We start from the raw sequence: 16,989 nt of genomic DNA, 5'->3' as shown, positions 1-16,989 counted from the left end.
GGAGGAACCATGTTCCGCAGCGAGTACGCAGACGTCGAACCGGTCGAACTCCCCATCCACGACGCCGTGCTCGGCCGTGCCGCCGAGTTCGGCAGCGCCCCGGCACTGATCGACGGCACCGACGGCACCACCCTCACCTACGAACAGGTCGACCGCTTCCACCGCCGGGTCGCCGCCGCCCTCGCCGAAGCCGGCGTACGCAAGGGGGACGTGCTCGCCCTGCACAGCCCCAACACCATCGCCTTCCCCACCGCGTTCTACGCGGCCACCCGCGCCGGCGCCTCCGTCACCACCGTGCACCCCCTCGCGACCGCCGAGGAGTTCGGCAAACAGCTCAAGGACTCCGCGGCCCGCTGGATCGTCACCGTCTCCCCGCTGCTCGAAACCGCGCGCAGGGCCGCCGAACTCGCGGGCGGCGTCCAGGAGATCTTCGTCTGCGACAGCGCACCCGGACACCGCTCACTGATCGACATGCTGGCCTCCACCGCCCCCGAACCGGCGGTCGACATCGACCCCGCCGAGGACGTCGCCGCACTGCCCTACTCCTCCGGCACCACCGGCATCCCCAAAGGCGTGATGCTCACCCACCGGCAGATCGCCACCAACCTCGCCCAGCTCCAGCCGCTGATCAGCACGGGTCCAGGGGACCGCATCCTCGCCGTCCTGCCGTTCTTCCACATCTACGGACTGACGGCCCTCATGAACGCGCCCCTGCGCCAGGGCGCCACCGTCGTCGTCCTGCCCCGCTTCGACCTGGAAACCTTCCTCGCGGCCATCCAGAACCACCGCATCACCGGCCTCTACGTGGCCCCGCCCATCGTGCTCGCCCTCGCCAAACACCCCCTGGTCGCCCAGTACGACCTGACCTCCCTGCAGCACATCATCAGCGCCGCCGCACCCCTGGACGCAAGCCTCGCCGCCGCCTGCTCCAGGCGGCTCGGACTGCCACCCGTCGGGCAGGCGTACGGCATGACCGAACTGTCGCCGGGCACCCACGTCGTCCCCCTGGACGCCATGAACGACGCACCCCCCGGCACCGTCGGCAAACTCATCGCAGGCACCGAGATGCGGATCGTCTCCCTCGACGACCCCGCCAAGGACCTCGGCCCCGGCGAATCCGGCGAAATACTCATCCGCGGCCCCCAGGTCATGAAGGGCTACCTCGGCCGCCCCGACGCCACCGCCGCCATGATCGACGGTGGGGGAGGCTGGCTGCACACCGGAGACGTCGGCCACGTCGACGACGAAGGCTGGCTCTTCGTCGTCGACCGCGTCAAGGAACTCATCAAGTACAAGGGCTTCCAGGTCGCCCCCGCCGAACTCGAGGCCCTGCTCCTCACCCACCCCGGCATCGCCGACGCCGCCGTCATCGGCGTCTACAACGACGACGGCAACGAAGTCCCGCACGCCTACGTCGTCCGCCAGCCGTCCGCCCCGGACCTCACCGAAGGCGAGATCATGATGTACGTCGCCGAACACGTCGCCCCCTACAAGCGGGTCCGGCACGTCACCTTCATCGACGGCGTCCCCCGCGCCGCCTCCGGGAAGATCCTGCGCCGCGAACTCCGCGCGACGCACAAGGAGCCCTCGTGACCCTGATCGGCCGCACCCGCGCACGGGGCGTCGAAACGCTCACCCTCGACGCCCCGGAACGCCGCAACGCCCTCTCCGCCGCCCTCGTCGGCGAACTGGCCGCCGCGCTCACCGACGCCGGCAAGGACACCGGCGTCCGCGCGGTCGTCCTCACCCACACCGGCACCACCTTCAGCGCGGGCGCCGACCTGCGCGACCCGCCCCCGCCCGGAGCCCTCGTGGACCTCCTGCGGCAGATCGTCGAACTGCCCAAACCCGTCGTCGCGCGGATCACCGGACACGTCCGCGCCGGCGGGCTCGGCCTCCTCGCCGCCTGCGACATCTCCGTCGCCTCGCACACCGCCACCTTCGCCTTCACCGAGGTCCGCATCGGCGTCGCCCCGGCCGTCATCTCCCTGCCGCTGCTGCCCCGCACCGACCCGCGCGCACTCGCCCGCTACTACCTCACCGGCGAACGCCTCGACACCGCCGAAGCAGCCCGCATCGGCCTGCTCACCACCGCCGGCGAGGACGTCGACGACACCCTCGCCCCCATCCTCGACGGCCTGCGCGCATCCGCCCCCGAAGCCCTGGCCGAGACGAAACGGCTGCTCACGGCTAAGGTGCTGGAGACCTTCGACCGGGACGCGGCCGACCTGACCGCGCTCTCGGCCCGCCTCTTCTCCTCCGCCCACGCGCGCGAGGGAATGACGGCCTTCCTCGAACGACGGGATCCGGAATGGGTGGTGTGAGCACGGCCGACCGTGCCGAACGAGTCCCCAAGCAGGACCGCAGCCGGGCCACCCGGCAGCGACTCCTGGAAGCCGCCGTGGCCTGCCTCGCCGAACACGGCTGGGCGGGCTCAACGGTCTCCGTCGTCGCCGAACGCGCCGGCGTCTCCCGCGGAGCCGCCCAGCACCACTTCCCGACCCGCGAGGACCTCTTCACCGCCGCCGTCGAGTACGTCGCCGAAGAACGCTCCACCGCCCTGCGCGCCCTCTTCGCCGACGGCCCCGACGGCCCCGAAGGCGCCGCCGCGAGCGACCGCCGCGCGGTCGTCGCCGCCCTCGTCGACCTCTACACCGGACCCCTCTTCCGCGCGGCACTCCACCTGTGGGTCGCCGCCACCAACGAGGAACAGCTCCGCCCCCGCGTCACCGAACTCGAACTGCGCGTCGGCCGCGAGTCCCACCGCATCGCCGTCGACCTCCTCGGCGCCGACGAATCCCGCCCCGGCGTCCGCGAAACCGTCCAGGGCCTCCTCGACATGGCCCGCGGCCTCGGCCTCGCCAACCTCCTCAGCGACGACACCGCCCGCCGCGAACGGGTCGTGAACCAGTGGGCCGCCCTGCTGGAGCAGGCCCTGCGCTGACCCGCCCCCGGATCACGGAGCGAGCCGCTCCACCCTCCAGCCACCGCCCGCCTCGGCCACGTACCGCAGACGGTCGTGCAGACGGTTCTCCCGGCCCTGCCAGAACTCCACCGACCCCGGCACCACCCGGAAACCGCCCCAGTGCGGCGGCACCGGCACCTGCTCACCCTCCGGATGGCGCGCCGCCAGCCCCGCATAGGACGCGTCCAGCTCCTCACGGCCCGCGATCACCGACGACTGACCACTGGCCCACGCCCCCAGCTGGGAACCGTGCGGACGGGTACGGAAATAGGCCGCCGTCTCGTCCCGCCCCGTACGGTGCGCGACACCGGTCACGATGACCTGCCGCGCCATCGGATGCCACGGGAACAACAAGGACACATGCGGATTCGCGGCCAGGTCACGGCCCTTACGGGACTCATAGTTCGTGTAGAAGACGAAACCCTCGTCGTCGAAGTGCTTCAACAGCACCGTCCGCGAACTCGGCCGCCCCTCCGCGTCCGCCGTCGACACGATCATGGCGTTCGGCTCGAACAGCCCGCCGTCCGTCGCGGCCTGCTTGAACCAGCGCGCGAACTGCTCCACGGGCGTCGCGGCCAGGTCGGTCTCGGCAAGCCCCTCGGTCCGGTACTGCTTGCGCATCGCGGCCAGATGGAAGGGAACGGCATCTCGGTCGGTCACGCCGTCATCCTCCCCCATGCGCACGGCCCCGGGGACAGCGGTGGCCTTCATCACCCCATGGCACTCAGTGCCGCGAACCCTCCCCAAAGATGGCACCCGGGGATATCGTGCAGGCACTGATCCGGTTGGGTGACCGCCAGCCGGGCATCACAGGGATGACGTCCCGGACCGCGAGTCCACGCAGCGTGACCGCGGATCCACCGGACGCACCCGACCGCACCGGCTTGACCGACACATGGTCGTCCCATCCCACAACACCATCTGTCACCCACCTCACGAGGAGCCGCCTGATGTCCGACTTCGTACCCGGGCTCGAAGGAGTCGTCGCGTTCGAGACGGAGATCGCCGAACCGGACAAGGAGGGCGGCGCCCTCCGCTACCGGGGCGTCGACATCGAGGACCTGGTCGGGCACGTCTCCTTCGGCAACGTCTGGGGCCTGCTCGTCGACGGAGCGTTCAACCCGGGCCTGCCGCCCGCGGAACCCTTCCCCATCCCCGTGCACTCCGGTGACATCCGCGTCGACGTCCAGTCCGCCCTCGCCATGCTCGCCCCCGTATGGGGCCTCAAACCGCTCCTCGACATCGATGCCGAACAGGCCCGCGACGACCTCGCACGCGCCGCCGTCATGGCCCTCTCCTACGTCGCCCAGTCCGCGCGCGGCCAGGGCCTGCCCATGGTCCCCCAGCGCGAGATCGACAAGGCCGACTCCATCGTCGAACGCTTCATGATCCGCTGGCGCGGCGAACCCGACCCCCGGCACGTCGCCGCCGTCGACGCCTACTGGACCTCGGCCGCCGAGCACGGCATGAACGCCTCCACCTTCACCGCCCGCGTCATCGCCTCCACGGGCGCGGACGTCGCCGCCGCCCTCTCCGGAGCCGTGGGCGCCATGTCAGGACCCCTGCACGGCGGCGCCCCCTCCCGCGTGCTGCACATGATCGAGGAGATAGAACGCACCGGGGACGCCGAGGCCTACGTCAAGCAGGCCCTCGACAAGGGCGAACGCCTCATGGGCTTCGGCCACCGCGTCTACCGCGCGGAGGACCCCCGCGCCCGCGTCCTGCGGCGCACCGCCCGCGAGCTGGGCGCCCCGCGCTTCGAGGTCGCCGAGGCCTTGGAGAAGGCCGCCCTGGCCGAACTGCACGCCCGCCGCCCCGACCGGGTACTGGCCACCAACGTCGAGTTCTGGGCCGCCATCGTGCTGGACTTCGCCGAGGTCCCGGCGCACATGTTCACCTCGATGTTCACCTGCGCCCGCACCGCCGGCTGGTCGGCCCACATCCTGGAGCAGAAGCGCACCGGCCGCCTGGTCCGCCCGTCGGCCCGCTACGTCGGCCCGGGCACCCGCGACCCACGCGAGATCGAGGGCTACGAGGACATCGCCCGCTGAACACCGGCGGCCCCCTGAAAACGCAGACGACCCGCGAGCCTGGTTCCCCCCTCGGGGGGAGCCGGCCGGACGTTACCGGCGACTCGCGGGTCGGGTGACTGCGTTGGATTAGGCCGGCTGCACGCGTCGCTCGCGCGCTGGCTCGGCACCGCACCGGGTGTGGTGACGGGCCACTAGCCCGCAGCCACCTCCGACGTCCGGTATGCATACATGCTCCGAACCACCTCCTTCCTCGGTAACCCAAACCCTAGGAAGTGCCGGATCCCGAATCAACCGGTTTTCCGAAGGGGTCTTTCCTCAGGAGCCCGTCTGCTTCGTCCAACGGGACCTTGACCGCTCTGCAGTGGACCATGAGGCTGCCGGCCCTCCGACCGGACGGAGTAGTCGTACCCGTCGCCCCGCTGAAGCATCCGCAGGTTCCAGTGGGCGACGTTGAGCCGTCCCATCGGCGTCCTGAGACTGTGCTGGCCTCTCGCACGCACCGAGATGCGTCCCGTCCATGTGCCCGCCCACCGGCCGTTCGGCACACTGGCCCGTACGAGGTCCCCGGTGATGAAACCGAAGTGCTGCTTGGCGCGAGATCTCAGGAGCCGCGGGAATCCGAACCGGTCCGGGGTGGTCCGCGCGTAGGAGCCGCGTCCCGTGGCTCTCACCACGAGGACCTGTGCGGGGAACCGCACGATGGCATCCCCGCGCGCGTGGTCCAGCGGTCCTACGGACAGCGCGTCGAGGGTGTGTGTCTTGCCCAGCCCCATGGCGGTGCGGTTCTCCTTCGTCTCGGTGCCCGGACGACCCTGCAGGGGTTTGCCGAGGGCGCTCAGTGCGTCGATGAGCTGCCAGCGGGTCGCGTTCATGGCGGCGGCGTCGTGGAGTGGCGTTCTCACCTGCTGGAGGATCGTTTCCAGACGGTCGGGACGGTGGACGAGGAAGGTTTCGACGGGGCCGTTGCCTTTGGCCTGGTTGCAGGGGACGCAGGCGAGGACGAGGTTGGAGAGGCGGTTCGAGCCTCCGCGGCTGCGGGGCCGAAGGTGGTCTTTGTTCAGGGGCACGTCGGTGGCGTCGCAGTAGGCGCAGGCGCTGTTCCATTTGGCGTGCAGATAGGCGCGGGCGTCGGTGCCGGCGAGTGGTCCCTGCTGGTACTCGGCCCCTGTGAGGGGTCGGCCCGCGCTCATGGAGTGGGTGTCAAAGGCGACAAGCTCCACGTGAATCTCGGTGACGGGCGCGTAGCGGCACAGGCGTCCGGCCGTGGAGACGGTCGTATCGACGCGGTGGCGCAGGGACGGCGGCAGCCATCCTGTCGGGTGACGTCGGTTGTGTGAGCGTGGTGTGCGATAGCGGGTGTTGGCCGAGCGGCGCCGGTGTCGGTATCCGGCGCGCTGTCGCATGCACAGTCGGATGTGATCGGGGCGGTGGTGGAGCTCGACCGAGATGAGCCCGCGTCGAACGGTCACGATGGTGCCGTGCTCGTTGCGCTCCTTCTTCTCGTCGGTGAGGACGAGGCCGGTGCCTTGGGAGCCGGGGTCGATGCGGAGCTGTACGCCGTCCACGTCCGACTCGGCGAACGTTCGGTCCTTCAGCCGGATGGTGAAGGGCGTCTGTCGGGCGACCACGGCCCGGCTCTGTGCGAGTAGTGCGCGGGCACGGGCGGGGTGGCAGGGCATGAGGGGGTGCCCGTCCTTGCAGAGGACGAAGACCCGGCCTGCGCCGATGCCACCGGGATACGGCGTGCTGTCGTGCGGGGGAGCGTCACCGCTCCCGTTCTCTGCCGCCTGCGCCGCCGTGGCGGTGCTCTTGGCGTGACGCCGACGGGCCCCGGTGCTGTGCCCGTCGGTCTCCCCTCGCCCATGTTCCCTGCCGGTGCCCCGCTCGGTGGCGGGGTGTCCGTGAGCCGTTTCGTCCCTGCTCCCAGGGGTGTCTGCTCCCACGGATTCCAGAGCAGGCTGCTGAGGAAGCACAGCCTGGTGGGTCCGCTCGCCTGCGGGAAACGTAGTCATCGGGGCACCTCCCTGATCCTTCGGATCGTGATGACTGGGGCTGGTCACTCTGCGTCTGCCTCTTGCATGGGCAGGCGTCGGTCCGGGGACCGAGGAGCGAGTGACCTCCCTTCCTCAAGTACGCCGTCGACGCTAGTCGGCTGAGATCTCCCGGATGGCTCGATGCGCTCGAGGTCGTCCCTTCGTGCGAATGTTCCGTTTTCTCGAATGTGCGGCCGATCGTGCTGGTAGTGCCGCGTCAGGCGGTCCTGGAGGTGCCCGGTCGCTCAAGGGCCCGGGGTGGAGGGGGTCAGGGGTGGTTGAGGGTGGTCAGGAAGGGTTCGATGGCGGCGAGCCAGGCTTCGGGCTGGTCGTAGTGGACGAGGTGGCCGGCGTCGGCGACCTCGGCGTACTGGCCGTGGGGGAGGACGCGGACCATTTCCTGGGCCTCGGCGCGGCCGAGTTCGCCGTCGAGGCCGCGGACCACCAGGGCGGGGCACCGCACCTGGGCCAGTTCCTCCCAGTGGGCGTCGTACACCCAGGTCTCGCGGGAGCGGAGCATCTGGTCCGGGTCGAAGACGGGGCGCCAGCCGTCGGGGGACTCGGCCATCACCTCGGCGTAGAACTCGCCGCGGGCGGGGTTGGGCCGCTCGACCCAGGGGTCGTCCTCGCCGAACCACTTGCGTACGTCGGCGAGGGTGGCGAAGGGGACCGGCCAGGCCTTGAACCACTCGGCCCACTCGCGCTGGGAGGCGGCTCCGAGGGCGGAGGCCCGCATGTCGCAGATGATCAGGCCGTTGACCAGGTCGGGGCGCTTGGCGGCGAGTTGCCAGGCGGTCAGGGCGCCCATCGCGTGGCCGATGAGGACGGTGGGTCCGAGGCCGAGCTGCTCGAGGGCGGCCTCGGCGTCGTCGACGTAGGCGTCGCGGGTGAAGGACGCCTTGGAGGGTTTGTCGCTGCGGCCGTGGCCGCGCTGGTCGAGGGCGACCGCGCGGTAGCGCGCGGAGAGCCGGCGGGCGGTGGACGCCCAGTGCGAGGCGCGGCCCATCAGGCCGTGGAGTAACAGCACGCCGGGCGTGTTCGGTGCGGTGGTCGCGGTCGGTTCGGCGCCGTTCTTGGGTGGGTCGCCGAATTCCCAGGCGGCGAGCCGTACGCCGTCCGCCCCGGTCACGTCGATGCGTCGCGCCATGGTCCTGGCACCCCCCAAGCTCGCTGCCTGCCCACTGCCTGTGTCCTGGCTCTGCCCGTTGCCACTGCCCGCAGATTATCGAATGTCTATTCGAAAATACCTTCTTGCCCGGCAACACCCCTCGATCGAGTGACCTCCGTCGGGGATTGATCGCCGCGGCCCAGGGGAGATCTTCAGCGGGAGGCGGACCGCTCGGGGAAACCGGTCCGAGGGGAATGACCCTGAGAGCTCGGGGCTCCGGGTCAGCACAGGGGAGGACAGGCCCCGGCGCCACGCGGCGCCGGGGCTCCTCACGTGGTCACGGCACATCGTCCCGCCCCTCCCCGGCCGGGGTGACATCGCTGTCGGCCCGGCCAAGAGCCCCTCAGGTCATATGCCTCACGCGACAGCCTTGCACGCGTTTCCGGCGAGCGCTGCGATTCGACGTACTGGATCTTCGATTCGGCGCGTTCACACCGGCAGGCGCGAACCGTTCGCCCGGTGCGGTCAGGGCTTGGCGACGAACACGTGCGAGGCCACCTCGTTCTCCAGCTCGGCCGCCTCGCCGCTGCTGCCCACCAGCACCCCGCCCGCCGACTCCGTCACGCTCACCACCGAGCCGGGCTGTACGCCCGCCCGGCGCAGCGTGTACATCAGCTGCGCGTCGGTCTGGATCGGTTCGCCGATCCGGCGCACGACGACCGTCTTGCCCTCGGCGCCCGGGTCGAGGTCGGCCAGGGACACCATGCCCTCGTCGAGGAAGGGGTCGGCGCCGTCCTTCTCGCCCAGTTCCTCGAGCCCGGGGATCGGGTTGCCGTAGGGGGACTCGGTCGGGTGCCGCAGCAGCTCCAGCACGCGGCGCTCGACGGCCTCGCTCATCACGTGCTCCCAGCGGCAGGCCTCGGCGTGGACCTGCTCCCACTCCAGGCCGATCACATCGACCAGGAGGCACTCCGCGAGCCGGTGTTTGCGCATCACACGCGTGGCCAGCCGGCGGCCCTCCTCGGTGAGCTCGAGGTGGCGGTCGGCGGCGACGGACACCAGGCCGTCGCGCTCCATGCGCGCCACCGTCTGGCTGACCGTCGGCCCGCTCTGGTCAAGCCGCTCGGCGATCCGGGCGCGCATGGGGACCACACCTTCCTCCTCCAGCTCGAGGATGGTGCGGAGATACATCTCCGTGGTGTCGATCAGTCCGGACATACATGCCCCTTGATGAGATCTGCGGATTGGCTCTGCCGGAGGCCGGCCTGCTCACCGGCGCGTGCGCTGGCCCAGGACTCAATTCTTACGCATACGGCTGACAACCGGGTCCCGCTGTGGAAACGAGGGGTGCGCACGCCGGAGAACGGGGCCGCCGGGCGCCGTATTGACACGGCACTGGTCCAGACCGCACGGTGATCCGCAACACTTCACCGCGAAGGGATGCCGCATGAGCGACCGCACGCCGGCCGGTCAGTTCCTCGACGCCGCGATCGACCTGCTGCGGCGGATCCGCGACGAGGAGGCCGATGCCGTGGCGGCCGCGGGCGCGATGCTGGCCGACACGGTCGCGGAAGGCGGCCGTCTCTTCGCGTTCGGTGCCGGGCACTCCTCGCTCGCCGCGCAGGACCTCGTGTACCGCGCGGGTGGACTCGCCCTGATGAACCTGCTCGCCGTGCCGGGTGCGGTGGGTGTCGACGTGCGGCCGGCGACGCTGGGCTCCGCCCTGGAGCGTGTCGACGGGCTCGCGGGCGTCGTGCTCGAGTCCTCGCCGCTCCGCGCGGGTGACGCGCTGCTGATCATCTCCCTGTCCGGGCGGAACGCGCTGCCCGTGGAGATGGCCATGAGGGCCCGCGAGCTGGGTGTGCGGGTGATCGGCGTGACGTCGGTGGCGTACGCGGCGCAGACGTCGTCCCGGCATTCGTCGGGGACGTTCCTGAAGGACCACTGTGATCTGGTGCTGGACTCCGGTGTCGCGGTCGGTGACGCGGAGCTGACGCACGACAAGGTGCCCGCGCCGTTCGCTCCGGCGTCGACGGTGGTGACGACGGCGCTGCTGCAGGCGGTGATGGCCACCGCGGCGGCGGGGCTGGCCGACCGCGGGATCGAGCCGCCGTTGCTCCGCTCGGGCAATGTGGACGGCGGTCACGAGTGGAACGCGCGCGTCTTCGAGGAGTACGCGGACCGGATCTTCTACGGCCACTGAGTTCGCCCCCGCTGCCCCTTCCCCGTCCCGACCTCCGGGGGCGCCGGCCCCGGACCCCCGGCTCCTCGAACGCCGGAGGGGCTGACCTGCCGGCCAGGGACGGTCAGTGGTCCGGGCGGGCGAGGGACGCCAGGTCCAGGGATGTGGCGATGTGGACCGCGACGTCTTCCGCGTACATGGCGTCGGAGCGTTCGAACGCGTGACGCCCCGCCCCCCGCAGAAACGTCACAGCACCGAGCGTCCGTCCCCGGCTCCGCAGCACGGTGCACAGCGCGTGCACCGCGTCCGGCGGCCACTGCCGCGCCACCGCCCACGCCCGGGCGTCCTCCGCGGACAGGGAACCCGCCCCGGCCCGCACCGAGCCCGCCCGCTCCACGCACTGCACCGCGGGATGTCCCTCGCCGTACCGCACCGGCAGTCCCGCCCGCCCGTCGATCCTGGTGGGGCCCGGCGCGCCGGACGGTGTCGCGGCGACCCGGACCAGCCGCACCCGGTCCGCGTCGTCCGCACCGTCGGCCACGCGGTCGATCAGCGCGTGGTCGGCGAATCCGGCGAGGGCGAAGTCGAGGTGGACCGTCGCCGCCTCCGCCGGATCCTCGCACTCCGCCGCCGCGCGCGCCGCGCGGTGCAGTTGCTGCGCGCGGAAGCGCAGCAGCGAGGCCTCCTGCTCGCCCTGCCGTGACTCGGTCACGTCCTGGAACAGCCACCCGACGCCGAGCGGCACCGGCTCCTCCGCGAGCGGCGACGCCAGCCGCACGAACCCGCTCCGCCAGCACCGCCGCCGCTCGCCCTCCGGCGTGCGCACGCTCACCCACAGCTCGGCCGGTGCCGGCGGCGCGCCCTCGGCGAGCACATGGGTGAGGGCGCTCTCCAGCTCCTCCACGCCCTGCGCCAGCAGTTCCCCCAGTGGCCGCCCCAGCACGGACGTCCGCCCGGCGCCCAGCGCCCGCGCGGCGTGCGCGTTCACCACCGCGGGCCGCAGATCGGCGTCGACCAGGACGACGCCCCAGCTCGCGTCCTCCAGGAGTGCCTCGCTCAGTGCGATCGACCGCTCCAGATCGATCTGCGCGTGCACCTCGCTGAACGCGCAGTACACGCCCGCCGGTTTGCCGTCGGGTCCGCGCACGGCCGCGGACTGGGTCCGCACCAGCACCCGGCCGCCGTCCTTCGTCAGCAGCGCGAACTCGTTCACCTGTCGACCCGGCGCGTCCATGGCCGACATCAGCCGCGCCTCGACCTCCTCGGCGTCCGCGCGGCGCACGGCCCACCCGGCGAACCCGGCCCGTCCCACGGCCTCGGCCGCGGTCCAGCCGAGGATCCGCTCCGCCTCACGGTTCCAGTGCGTCACCACGCCGTCCGCGTCGAAGGCACACAGGGCGGCGTCCATGCCGTCGAGGAGCGCGGCGAGGAGGTCGGAGCCGTCCGATCCCTCCCGCGCGGGCTCGGGCTCGTCCGGCCCCAGCTCGTCGGTGGCCCCACTGCGCCGGGAAGCACTCACCTGAACCCCCTGCAGGCTGCGTCCGCACGTACGGCACGACGGTTCTCTCACTTGCAATCATTCAACTTGAACGTGACTCAGCGCACATCGGCTTCTCGACAAGATTGAGGGAATTGTTGTACGAGAGAGCCGCGTCACCCCGTTCACATGGGAAAAGGCGCCGGCCGAGGCGTTCGCCGGGCGTCGCTGCCGCCGGGCAGAACATACCGCTCGACCTCGTCGGGCAGGGCGGCCGCTCAGCCCCGGCTGACCGCCGTGATGATCTCCGGCAGCCGCCGGGCCGTCTGCGGTGCGGCCAGGCGCAGTCCCAGCAGGGTCAGGACGGCCCCGTAGGCCGTGCCGACCGGCAGCAGCAGCCAGAGCAGGTCCTGGCCGGCGGCGTCGACGTTCAGCCAGATCGTGAGGGCGACGACGGGGACGCACAGCACCGCCGCCGCGACCATTCCGCCGAAGATCGAGATCCAGGCCAGGCCGACCTGGCCGGGGGCGACGTTCTTGTAGCCCTCCTGCGGGATGGAGTACGGGAACCGGGCCGAGGTCCACGCGCCCGTCGCGAGCATCGCGCCGAGCAGGGCGAAGGACAGGCCGAGGGCCTCCGGCAGCCGCGCCCAGTCGTCCAGCACGGCCGTCGTCAGCACGGTGACGAGCGCGGAGTAGGGCAGGGTGACCAGCAGCAGGGTCAGTGCGCGGGCGCGCAGTTCGACGTACGCGTCCCGGGTGGAGGAGATGGTCATCGCGACCATCCAGAACGCGGAGGTGTCCTGCCCGAACTGGTTGTACATCATGATGCCGAGCATTCCGGCGGCGAAGCAGGCGATGTACACCGAGCCGGTGCCCTGCCAGGCGTTGAACACCGGCACGATCAGTCCGATCGCCAGCGAGGTGACCCAGGCGGTCTTGGTCTTCGGGTCGCGCCAGATGTAGAGCAGGCTGCGCTGCACGGCCGTACCGGTGCGGCCCGGGGGCAGCAGCCGGGCGAGCCCGGTCGACGACCGTTCGCGGACCGCCGCGTCGCCCGCCTGGAGGGTGGAACCGTCCGGGGAGGTCATCAGCCGCGTCAGCGACCGCGACCACAGCACCAGCAGCACCGCCAACGCCGCCGCGCTCGCCGCCAGTTGAGCCGCCGCGACCCCGTACGACCCCTCACCGGCCGCGTGCACCGCGCCGAGCGCCGACGCCGGCGGGAACCAGCGCAGCACGTCCGCCACCGGGGCCAGCTGCTCCAGGCCGGACGAACCCAGGCGCCGCACCCCGAAGTTGACCACCTGCGCGCCGACGGCGATCACCAGTCCGCTGAGCACCGCGAGGTCCCGGCCCTTGCGGCTCGTCAGCAGCCGTACGTTGGCCGTGGCGACCGCCCGGGCCAGCGCCACGCACACCAGCAGCGCCAGTGGCACGGCGGGCACGCCCACGGCGAACGCCGCCCCGCCGTGGGCGACGGCGATCACCGAACCGGTGAGCAGGCACAGTGTGAACAGCGGCCCGATGCCGATCAGCGAGGCCGCGAGCAGGGCCCGCACCAGGGCCCGCGGCCGCAGCGGCAGCATCACCAGCCGGGTCGGATCGAGGGTCTCGTCGCCGCCGGGGAAGAACAGCGGCATCACCGCCCAGCCCAGCGCCAGCACCGCCACGACAAGGACGACCAGCGACTCGACGTGGTCGTACCCGCGCAGCGCGATCAGCCCGACCAGCTGGAGCGCGGCGACGAGCAGGGCGGCGACGGCGGAGGCGATGTACGCCGCTCTGCGGCCGCCGGACTGCCGCAGGCCGTTGCGCAGCAGGGACAGCTTCAGCCGTACGAAGACGGCGGTGACCGCGGCCCCGCTCACCGGGAGCCGCCGCCCAGCCAGTCGAGGCCGGAGCCGGCGTCGCGGCTGTCGGCGCCGACGAGTTCCAGGAACGCCCGCTGGAGCGAGGGCGCGTCGCCGCGCACCTCGGCGAGGGGGCCGTGGGCGCGGATGCGGCCGGCGGCCATCACCGCCACCCAGTCGCACAGCGACTCGACGAGCTCCATGACGTGGGAGGAGAACACCACCGTGGCGCCGGACGCCGTGTACCGCTCCAGCACGCCCCGGATGGTCTGCGCGGAGACCGGGTCGACGCCTTCGAACGGCTCGTCGAGGAAGAGGACTTCGGGGTTGTGCAGCAGGGCGGCGGCGAGGCCGGTCTTCTTGCGCATGCCGGTCGAGTAGTCGACGACGAGCTTGTGCTGGGCACCGGCGAGGTCGAGGACGTCCAGCAGCTGGGTGGCCCGCCGGTCGACCTCGTCACCGGGCAGACCCCGCAGCCGCCCCGTGTAGGCGAGCAGTTCACGCCCCGACAGCCGCTCGAAGAGCCGCAGCCCCTCCGGCAGCACCCCGATCCGGGCCTTGACCTCGACCGGGTCCCGCCACACGTCGTGCCCGACGACCTCGACGGTCCCCTGATCCGGCCGCAGCAGCCCGGTCACCATGGACAACGTGGTGGTCTTCCCCGCGCCGTTGGGGCCGACCAGCCCGATGAACCGCCCGGCGGGCAGCTCCAGATCGATCCCGCCCACGGCGACCTGCTGTCCGAACCGCTTCCAGAGCCCCTGCACACGTACGGCAACAGTTCCCACCACGACTCCCTCCGCCGGCTGGAAGCGTAGGGCACGTCGGCGGGCGCGCCGCCCCTACCGGTCCCTGCCGCAGGCGTAGGCCAGCGGCGACACCAACTCCTCGGCGTCCGGCAGCCATCGGTTGACCGGGGTGGGCCGGCAGGCCCACTGCACGGCCCCGCGGCATCCGAACCGGGTGGGCGGGGCGGCCACGTACGCGCCCTCCCCGAGGACCGTCAGGTCCAGCGACGCCACCGTCCACCCCAGCCTGCGCACCAGGTCGGGAACCTTCGCTGCCGCCCCCGGCAGCACGAAGAACTCCATCCGCCGGTCCGGTGTGAGCGTCACGGGACCCAGCGTCAGCTCCATGCGCTCCATCCGCGCGAGCGCCAGGAAGCCGGCCGTCTCGGGCACGGAGATCGCGTCGAAGGTCCGCCCGGTGGGCAGCAGGATCGAGGCGGCCGGCTGCTTCTGCCACATCCGCCGGGCGACGGTGGCGCTGCCGGTCGCCTGGGCCGCCCAGTCAGGGCGTGCCGGGTGCGCGCCGGGGGCCGGGCACGCCGCGACACCGCACGAGCAGCCGTGCACCCCGTCCACGACCTCCAGCCAGGTGCCCGGGAACACGTCCCAGTGCCGTTCCTCCGCGTAGCGAACGGCGGTGTCCAGCAGCGATTCCCCGCGCTGCTTCGGGATCTGTACGGCGTCGGCGCCCGCGATCGTCTCTTCCACGATGAACACAACTACGGCCGTCACCAGGGGTTACGCCCGCCCGTGTGCGCGGGGGAGGAGCATCGGTTCCGTCTTTGGGGCGCATGGGTGCATCCGTGGGGGCGCGCGCGAGGATCCGCGTCCGCGCATGGGTAGCCAGGAGAGGGGCCGGCAACAGCCGTTACCCCGGCAATCCTCACATGCTTCGCATTGTCGGCACGTCGGCGGGGCATTGATCTTCACGGCCGGTTCTTCTCGCCGGGACGTGAGAAGTACGGCCGCGGAAGAACGTCAACCCGGTGCGTGGGCAGGCACCGCAGCCTCAGGGGGTACGCCATGGCCGCAAGGCCTCTCGTCGCGCGGCAGCCGAACGAACGGCTGCAGGCGCTCATCCAGGAAGCCGGATGCTCCAACGCCGGGCTGGCCCGCAGGGTCAACATGTGCGGCGCCGAGCACGGCCTCGATCTGCGCTACGACAAGACGTCGGTGGCGCGCTGGCTGCGCGGGCAGCAGCCGCGGGGGCGGGCACCGGCGATCATCGCGGAGGCCCTGGGCCGCAAGCTGGGCCGTACGGTCACCATCGACGAGATCGGCATGGCCAACGGCAAGAACCTCGCGTCGGGTGTCGGTCTCCAGTTCTCGCCGACGGTACTGGGGGCCATCGAGCAGGTCTGCGAGCTGTGGCGCAGCGACGTGGGGCGGCGGGACTTCCTGTCCGGCTCCTCCGTGGCGGCGTCCGCGCTGGTGGAGCCGAGCCGCGACTGGCTGATCTCCGGACCGGACGGGCAGGTGGCGCGTTCCGCGGGCCCGCGCGTGGGCCAGTCCGACGTCGCGGCGGTGCGGTCGATGACGCAGGCGCTGGTCGACCTGGACCACCAGTACGGCAGCGGGCATGTGCGCCCGGTCGTGGTGCATTACCTCAACAGCGTGGTCTCGGGGATGCTGGCGGGTTCGTACCGGGAGGCCGTGGGCCGGGACCTGTTCGCCGCGGTCGCGCGGCTGACCGAGCTGGCCGGGTACATGGCCGTGGACACCGGGCAGCCGGGGCTCGCGCAGCGCTACTACATCCAGGCGCTGCGGCTGGCGCAGGCGGCGGGCGACCGCGGTTACGGCGGGTATGTGCTCGCCGCCTCCATGAGCCATCTCGCGGCGCAGCTCGGGAACCCGCGCGAGATCGCGCAGTTGGCGCGGGCGGCGCAGGAGGGCGCGCGGGGGCGCGTGACGCCCCGCGCGGAGTCGATGTTCCTCGCGGCGGAGGCGCGCGGGCACGCGCTGATGGGCGACGCGCACGCCGCGCAGGCGGCTGCGGGGCGGGCCGTGGGCGCCATGGAGGCCGCCGATCCCGCCTCGGGCGACGACCCGGCGTGGATCGCGCACTTCGACGAGGCGTATCTGGCCGACGAGTTGGCGCACTGCCACCGGGACCTCGGACAGGCAGAGGCCGCCGGGCGGTGCGCCCGCCAGTCCCTGGAGGGGCATCCCGAGTCGCGGGCCCGGCGGCGGGCGATCGGCTATGTGCTGCTGGCCACGGCCCAGGTGCAGCAGCGCGAGATCGAACAGGCCTGCAGCACGGGCCTGAAGGCGGCCGGGCTGCTCCACGGGCTCCGGTCCAACCGGGGCGCCGAGTATCTGGAGGACCTCCAGCAGCGTCTGGAGCCGTACCGGGAGGAGCCGGTGGTACGGGAGTTCGGGGCGCGCATGGAGCTCCAGGCGGCGGCGTGACGCCGGTGAGCGGCCGGGGCGACGGGGGAGGAGGGGATGGGGGAGGAGGCGGCGTAACCAGCTGGCGGTGACCTGGTTTTGTTACCGCGCTCACAGGGCATGAGGTCGGGTTCTGTGCTGCGTGGCACCGGGCTCCGGGGA

14 protein-coding genes are annotated in these 16,989 nt (G+C 71.9%); 6 read left to right on the top strand and 8 right to left on the bottom strand.

The window, feature by feature from the left end:
• The first annotated feature begins 9 nt into the window (after nucleotides 1–9).
• From ACZ44S_RS09145 to ACZ44S_RS09135, 3 genes are read left to right on the top strand one after another with little or no spacing between them, the layout of a single operon-like run.
• Nucleotides 10–1,593, top strand: coding sequence for a 4-coumarate--CoA ligase family protein (locus tag ACZ44S_RS09145; protein WP_466926209.1), 1,584 nt, complete (start codon nucleotides 10–12; stop codon nucleotides 1,591–1,593).
• Nucleotides 1,590–2,324 carry an enoyl-CoA hydratase family protein gene (locus ACZ44S_RS09140; RefSeq protein WP_466926206.1) on the top strand — a complete coding sequence of 245 codons (735 nt, stop codon included), beginning with the start codon at nucleotides 1,590–1,592 and terminating at the stop codon, nucleotides 2,322–2,324. The genes ACZ44S_RS09145 and ACZ44S_RS09140 overlap by 4 nt, the downstream gene beginning before the upstream one ends.
• A complete protein-coding gene (locus ACZ44S_RS09135) occupies nucleotides 2,312–2,944 on the top strand; it encodes a TetR/AcrR family transcriptional regulator (protein ID WP_466926204.1) in 633 nt (210 codons plus the stop codon). The genes ACZ44S_RS09140 and ACZ44S_RS09135 overlap by 13 nt, the downstream gene beginning before the upstream one ends.
• Nucleotides 2,945–2,956: 12 nt before the next feature.
• Here ACZ44S_RS09135 and pdxH read toward each other — a convergent pair whose 3' ends face one another.
• On the bottom strand, nucleotides 2,957–3,643 hold the full coding sequence (gene pdxH / locus ACZ44S_RS09130) for a pyridoxamine 5'-phosphate oxidase (RefSeq protein WP_466926684.1): 687 nt from the start codon (nucleotides 3,641–3,643) through the stop codon (nucleotides 2,957–2,959).
• Nucleotides 3,644–3,915: 272 nt separating this feature from the next.
• Here pdxH and ACZ44S_RS09125 point away from each other — a divergent pair, with 272 nt between their 5' ends.
• Nucleotides 3,916–5,016 (top strand): citrate synthase 2, encoded by a 1,101-nt coding sequence (locus ACZ44S_RS09125; RefSeq protein WP_466926201.1) that lies wholly within the window; start codon nucleotides 3,916–3,918, stop codon nucleotides 5,014–5,016.
• Nucleotides 5,017–5,285: 269 nt separating this feature from the next.
• On the opposite strand, the gene iscB is transcribed toward ACZ44S_RS09125, so the two are convergent.
• From iscB to ACZ44S_RS09110, 3 genes are all read right to left on the bottom strand, one after another.
• The gene (gene iscB, locus ACZ44S_RS09120; protein ID WP_466926682.1) at nucleotides 5,286–6,725 is read right to left on the bottom strand and encodes an RNA-guided endonuclease IscB; all 1,440 of its coding nucleotides are present in this window, start codon (nucleotides 6,723–6,725) and stop codon (nucleotides 5,286–5,288) included.
• Between the two features lie 574 nt (nucleotides 6,726–7,299).
• On the bottom strand, nucleotides 7,300–8,178 hold the full coding sequence (locus ACZ44S_RS09115; protein WP_466926198.1) for an alpha/beta fold hydrolase: 879 nt from the start codon (nucleotides 8,176–8,178) through the stop codon (nucleotides 7,300–7,302).
• A 486-nt stretch (nucleotides 8,179–8,664) separates the two neighbouring features.
• Nucleotides 8,665–9,357, bottom strand: coding sequence for a metal-dependent transcriptional regulator (locus ACZ44S_RS09110; RefSeq protein ID WP_190165372.1), 693 nt, complete (start codon nucleotides 9,355–9,357; stop codon nucleotides 8,665–8,667).
• Between the two features lie 229 nt (nucleotides 9,358–9,586).
• Here ACZ44S_RS09110 and ACZ44S_RS09105 point away from each other — a divergent pair, with 229 nt between their 5' ends.
• On the top strand, nucleotides 9,587–10,342 hold the full coding sequence (locus ACZ44S_RS09105) for an SIS domain-containing protein (RefSeq protein ID WP_466926195.1): 756 nt from the start codon (nucleotides 9,587–9,589) through the stop codon (nucleotides 10,340–10,342).
• 103 nt (nucleotides 10,343–10,445) lie between these two features.
• On the opposite strand, the gene ACZ44S_RS09100 is transcribed toward ACZ44S_RS09105, so the two are convergent.
• The 4 genes from ACZ44S_RS09100 to ACZ44S_RS09085 form a co-directional block, all read right to left on the bottom strand.
• On the bottom strand, nucleotides 10,446–11,840 hold the full coding sequence (locus ACZ44S_RS09100; protein ID WP_466926192.1) for a PAS domain-containing protein: 1,395 nt from the start codon (nucleotides 11,838–11,840) through the stop codon (nucleotides 10,446–10,448).
• Between the two features lie 236 nt (nucleotides 11,841–12,076).
• Nucleotides 12,077–13,669, bottom strand: coding sequence for a transporter (locus tag ACZ44S_RS09095; RefSeq protein ID WP_466926189.1), 1,593 nt, complete (start codon nucleotides 13,667–13,669; stop codon nucleotides 12,077–12,079).
• On the bottom strand, nucleotides 13,666–14,442 hold the full coding sequence (locus ACZ44S_RS09090) for an ABC transporter ATP-binding protein (protein WP_466926187.1): 777 nt from the start codon (nucleotides 14,440–14,442) through the stop codon (nucleotides 13,666–13,668). The genes ACZ44S_RS09095 and ACZ44S_RS09090 overlap by 4 nt, the downstream gene beginning before the upstream one ends.
• A 51-nt stretch (nucleotides 14,443–14,493) precedes the next feature.
• The gene (locus ACZ44S_RS09085) at nucleotides 14,494–15,156 is read right to left on the bottom strand and encodes a bifunctional DNA primase/polymerase (protein ID WP_466926184.1); all 663 of its coding nucleotides are present in this window, start codon (nucleotides 15,154–15,156) and stop codon (nucleotides 14,494–14,496) included.
• Between the two features lie 306 nt (nucleotides 15,157–15,462).
• On the opposite strand from ACZ44S_RS09085, the gene ACZ44S_RS09080 reads away from it, so the two are divergent.
• Nucleotides 15,463–16,848: a transcriptional regulator gene (locus ACZ44S_RS09080; protein WP_466926181.1), complete on the top strand. Its 1,386-nt coding sequence runs from the start codon at nucleotides 15,463–15,465 to the stop codon at nucleotides 16,846–16,848.
• Nucleotides 16,849–16,989 lie beyond the last annotated feature (141 nt).

Source organism: Streptomyces malachitofuscus, assembly GCF_055571035.1.
Note: the sequence above shows the minus strand (reverse complement) of the source record. Positions and strands in the feature narration are given on the sequence as shown.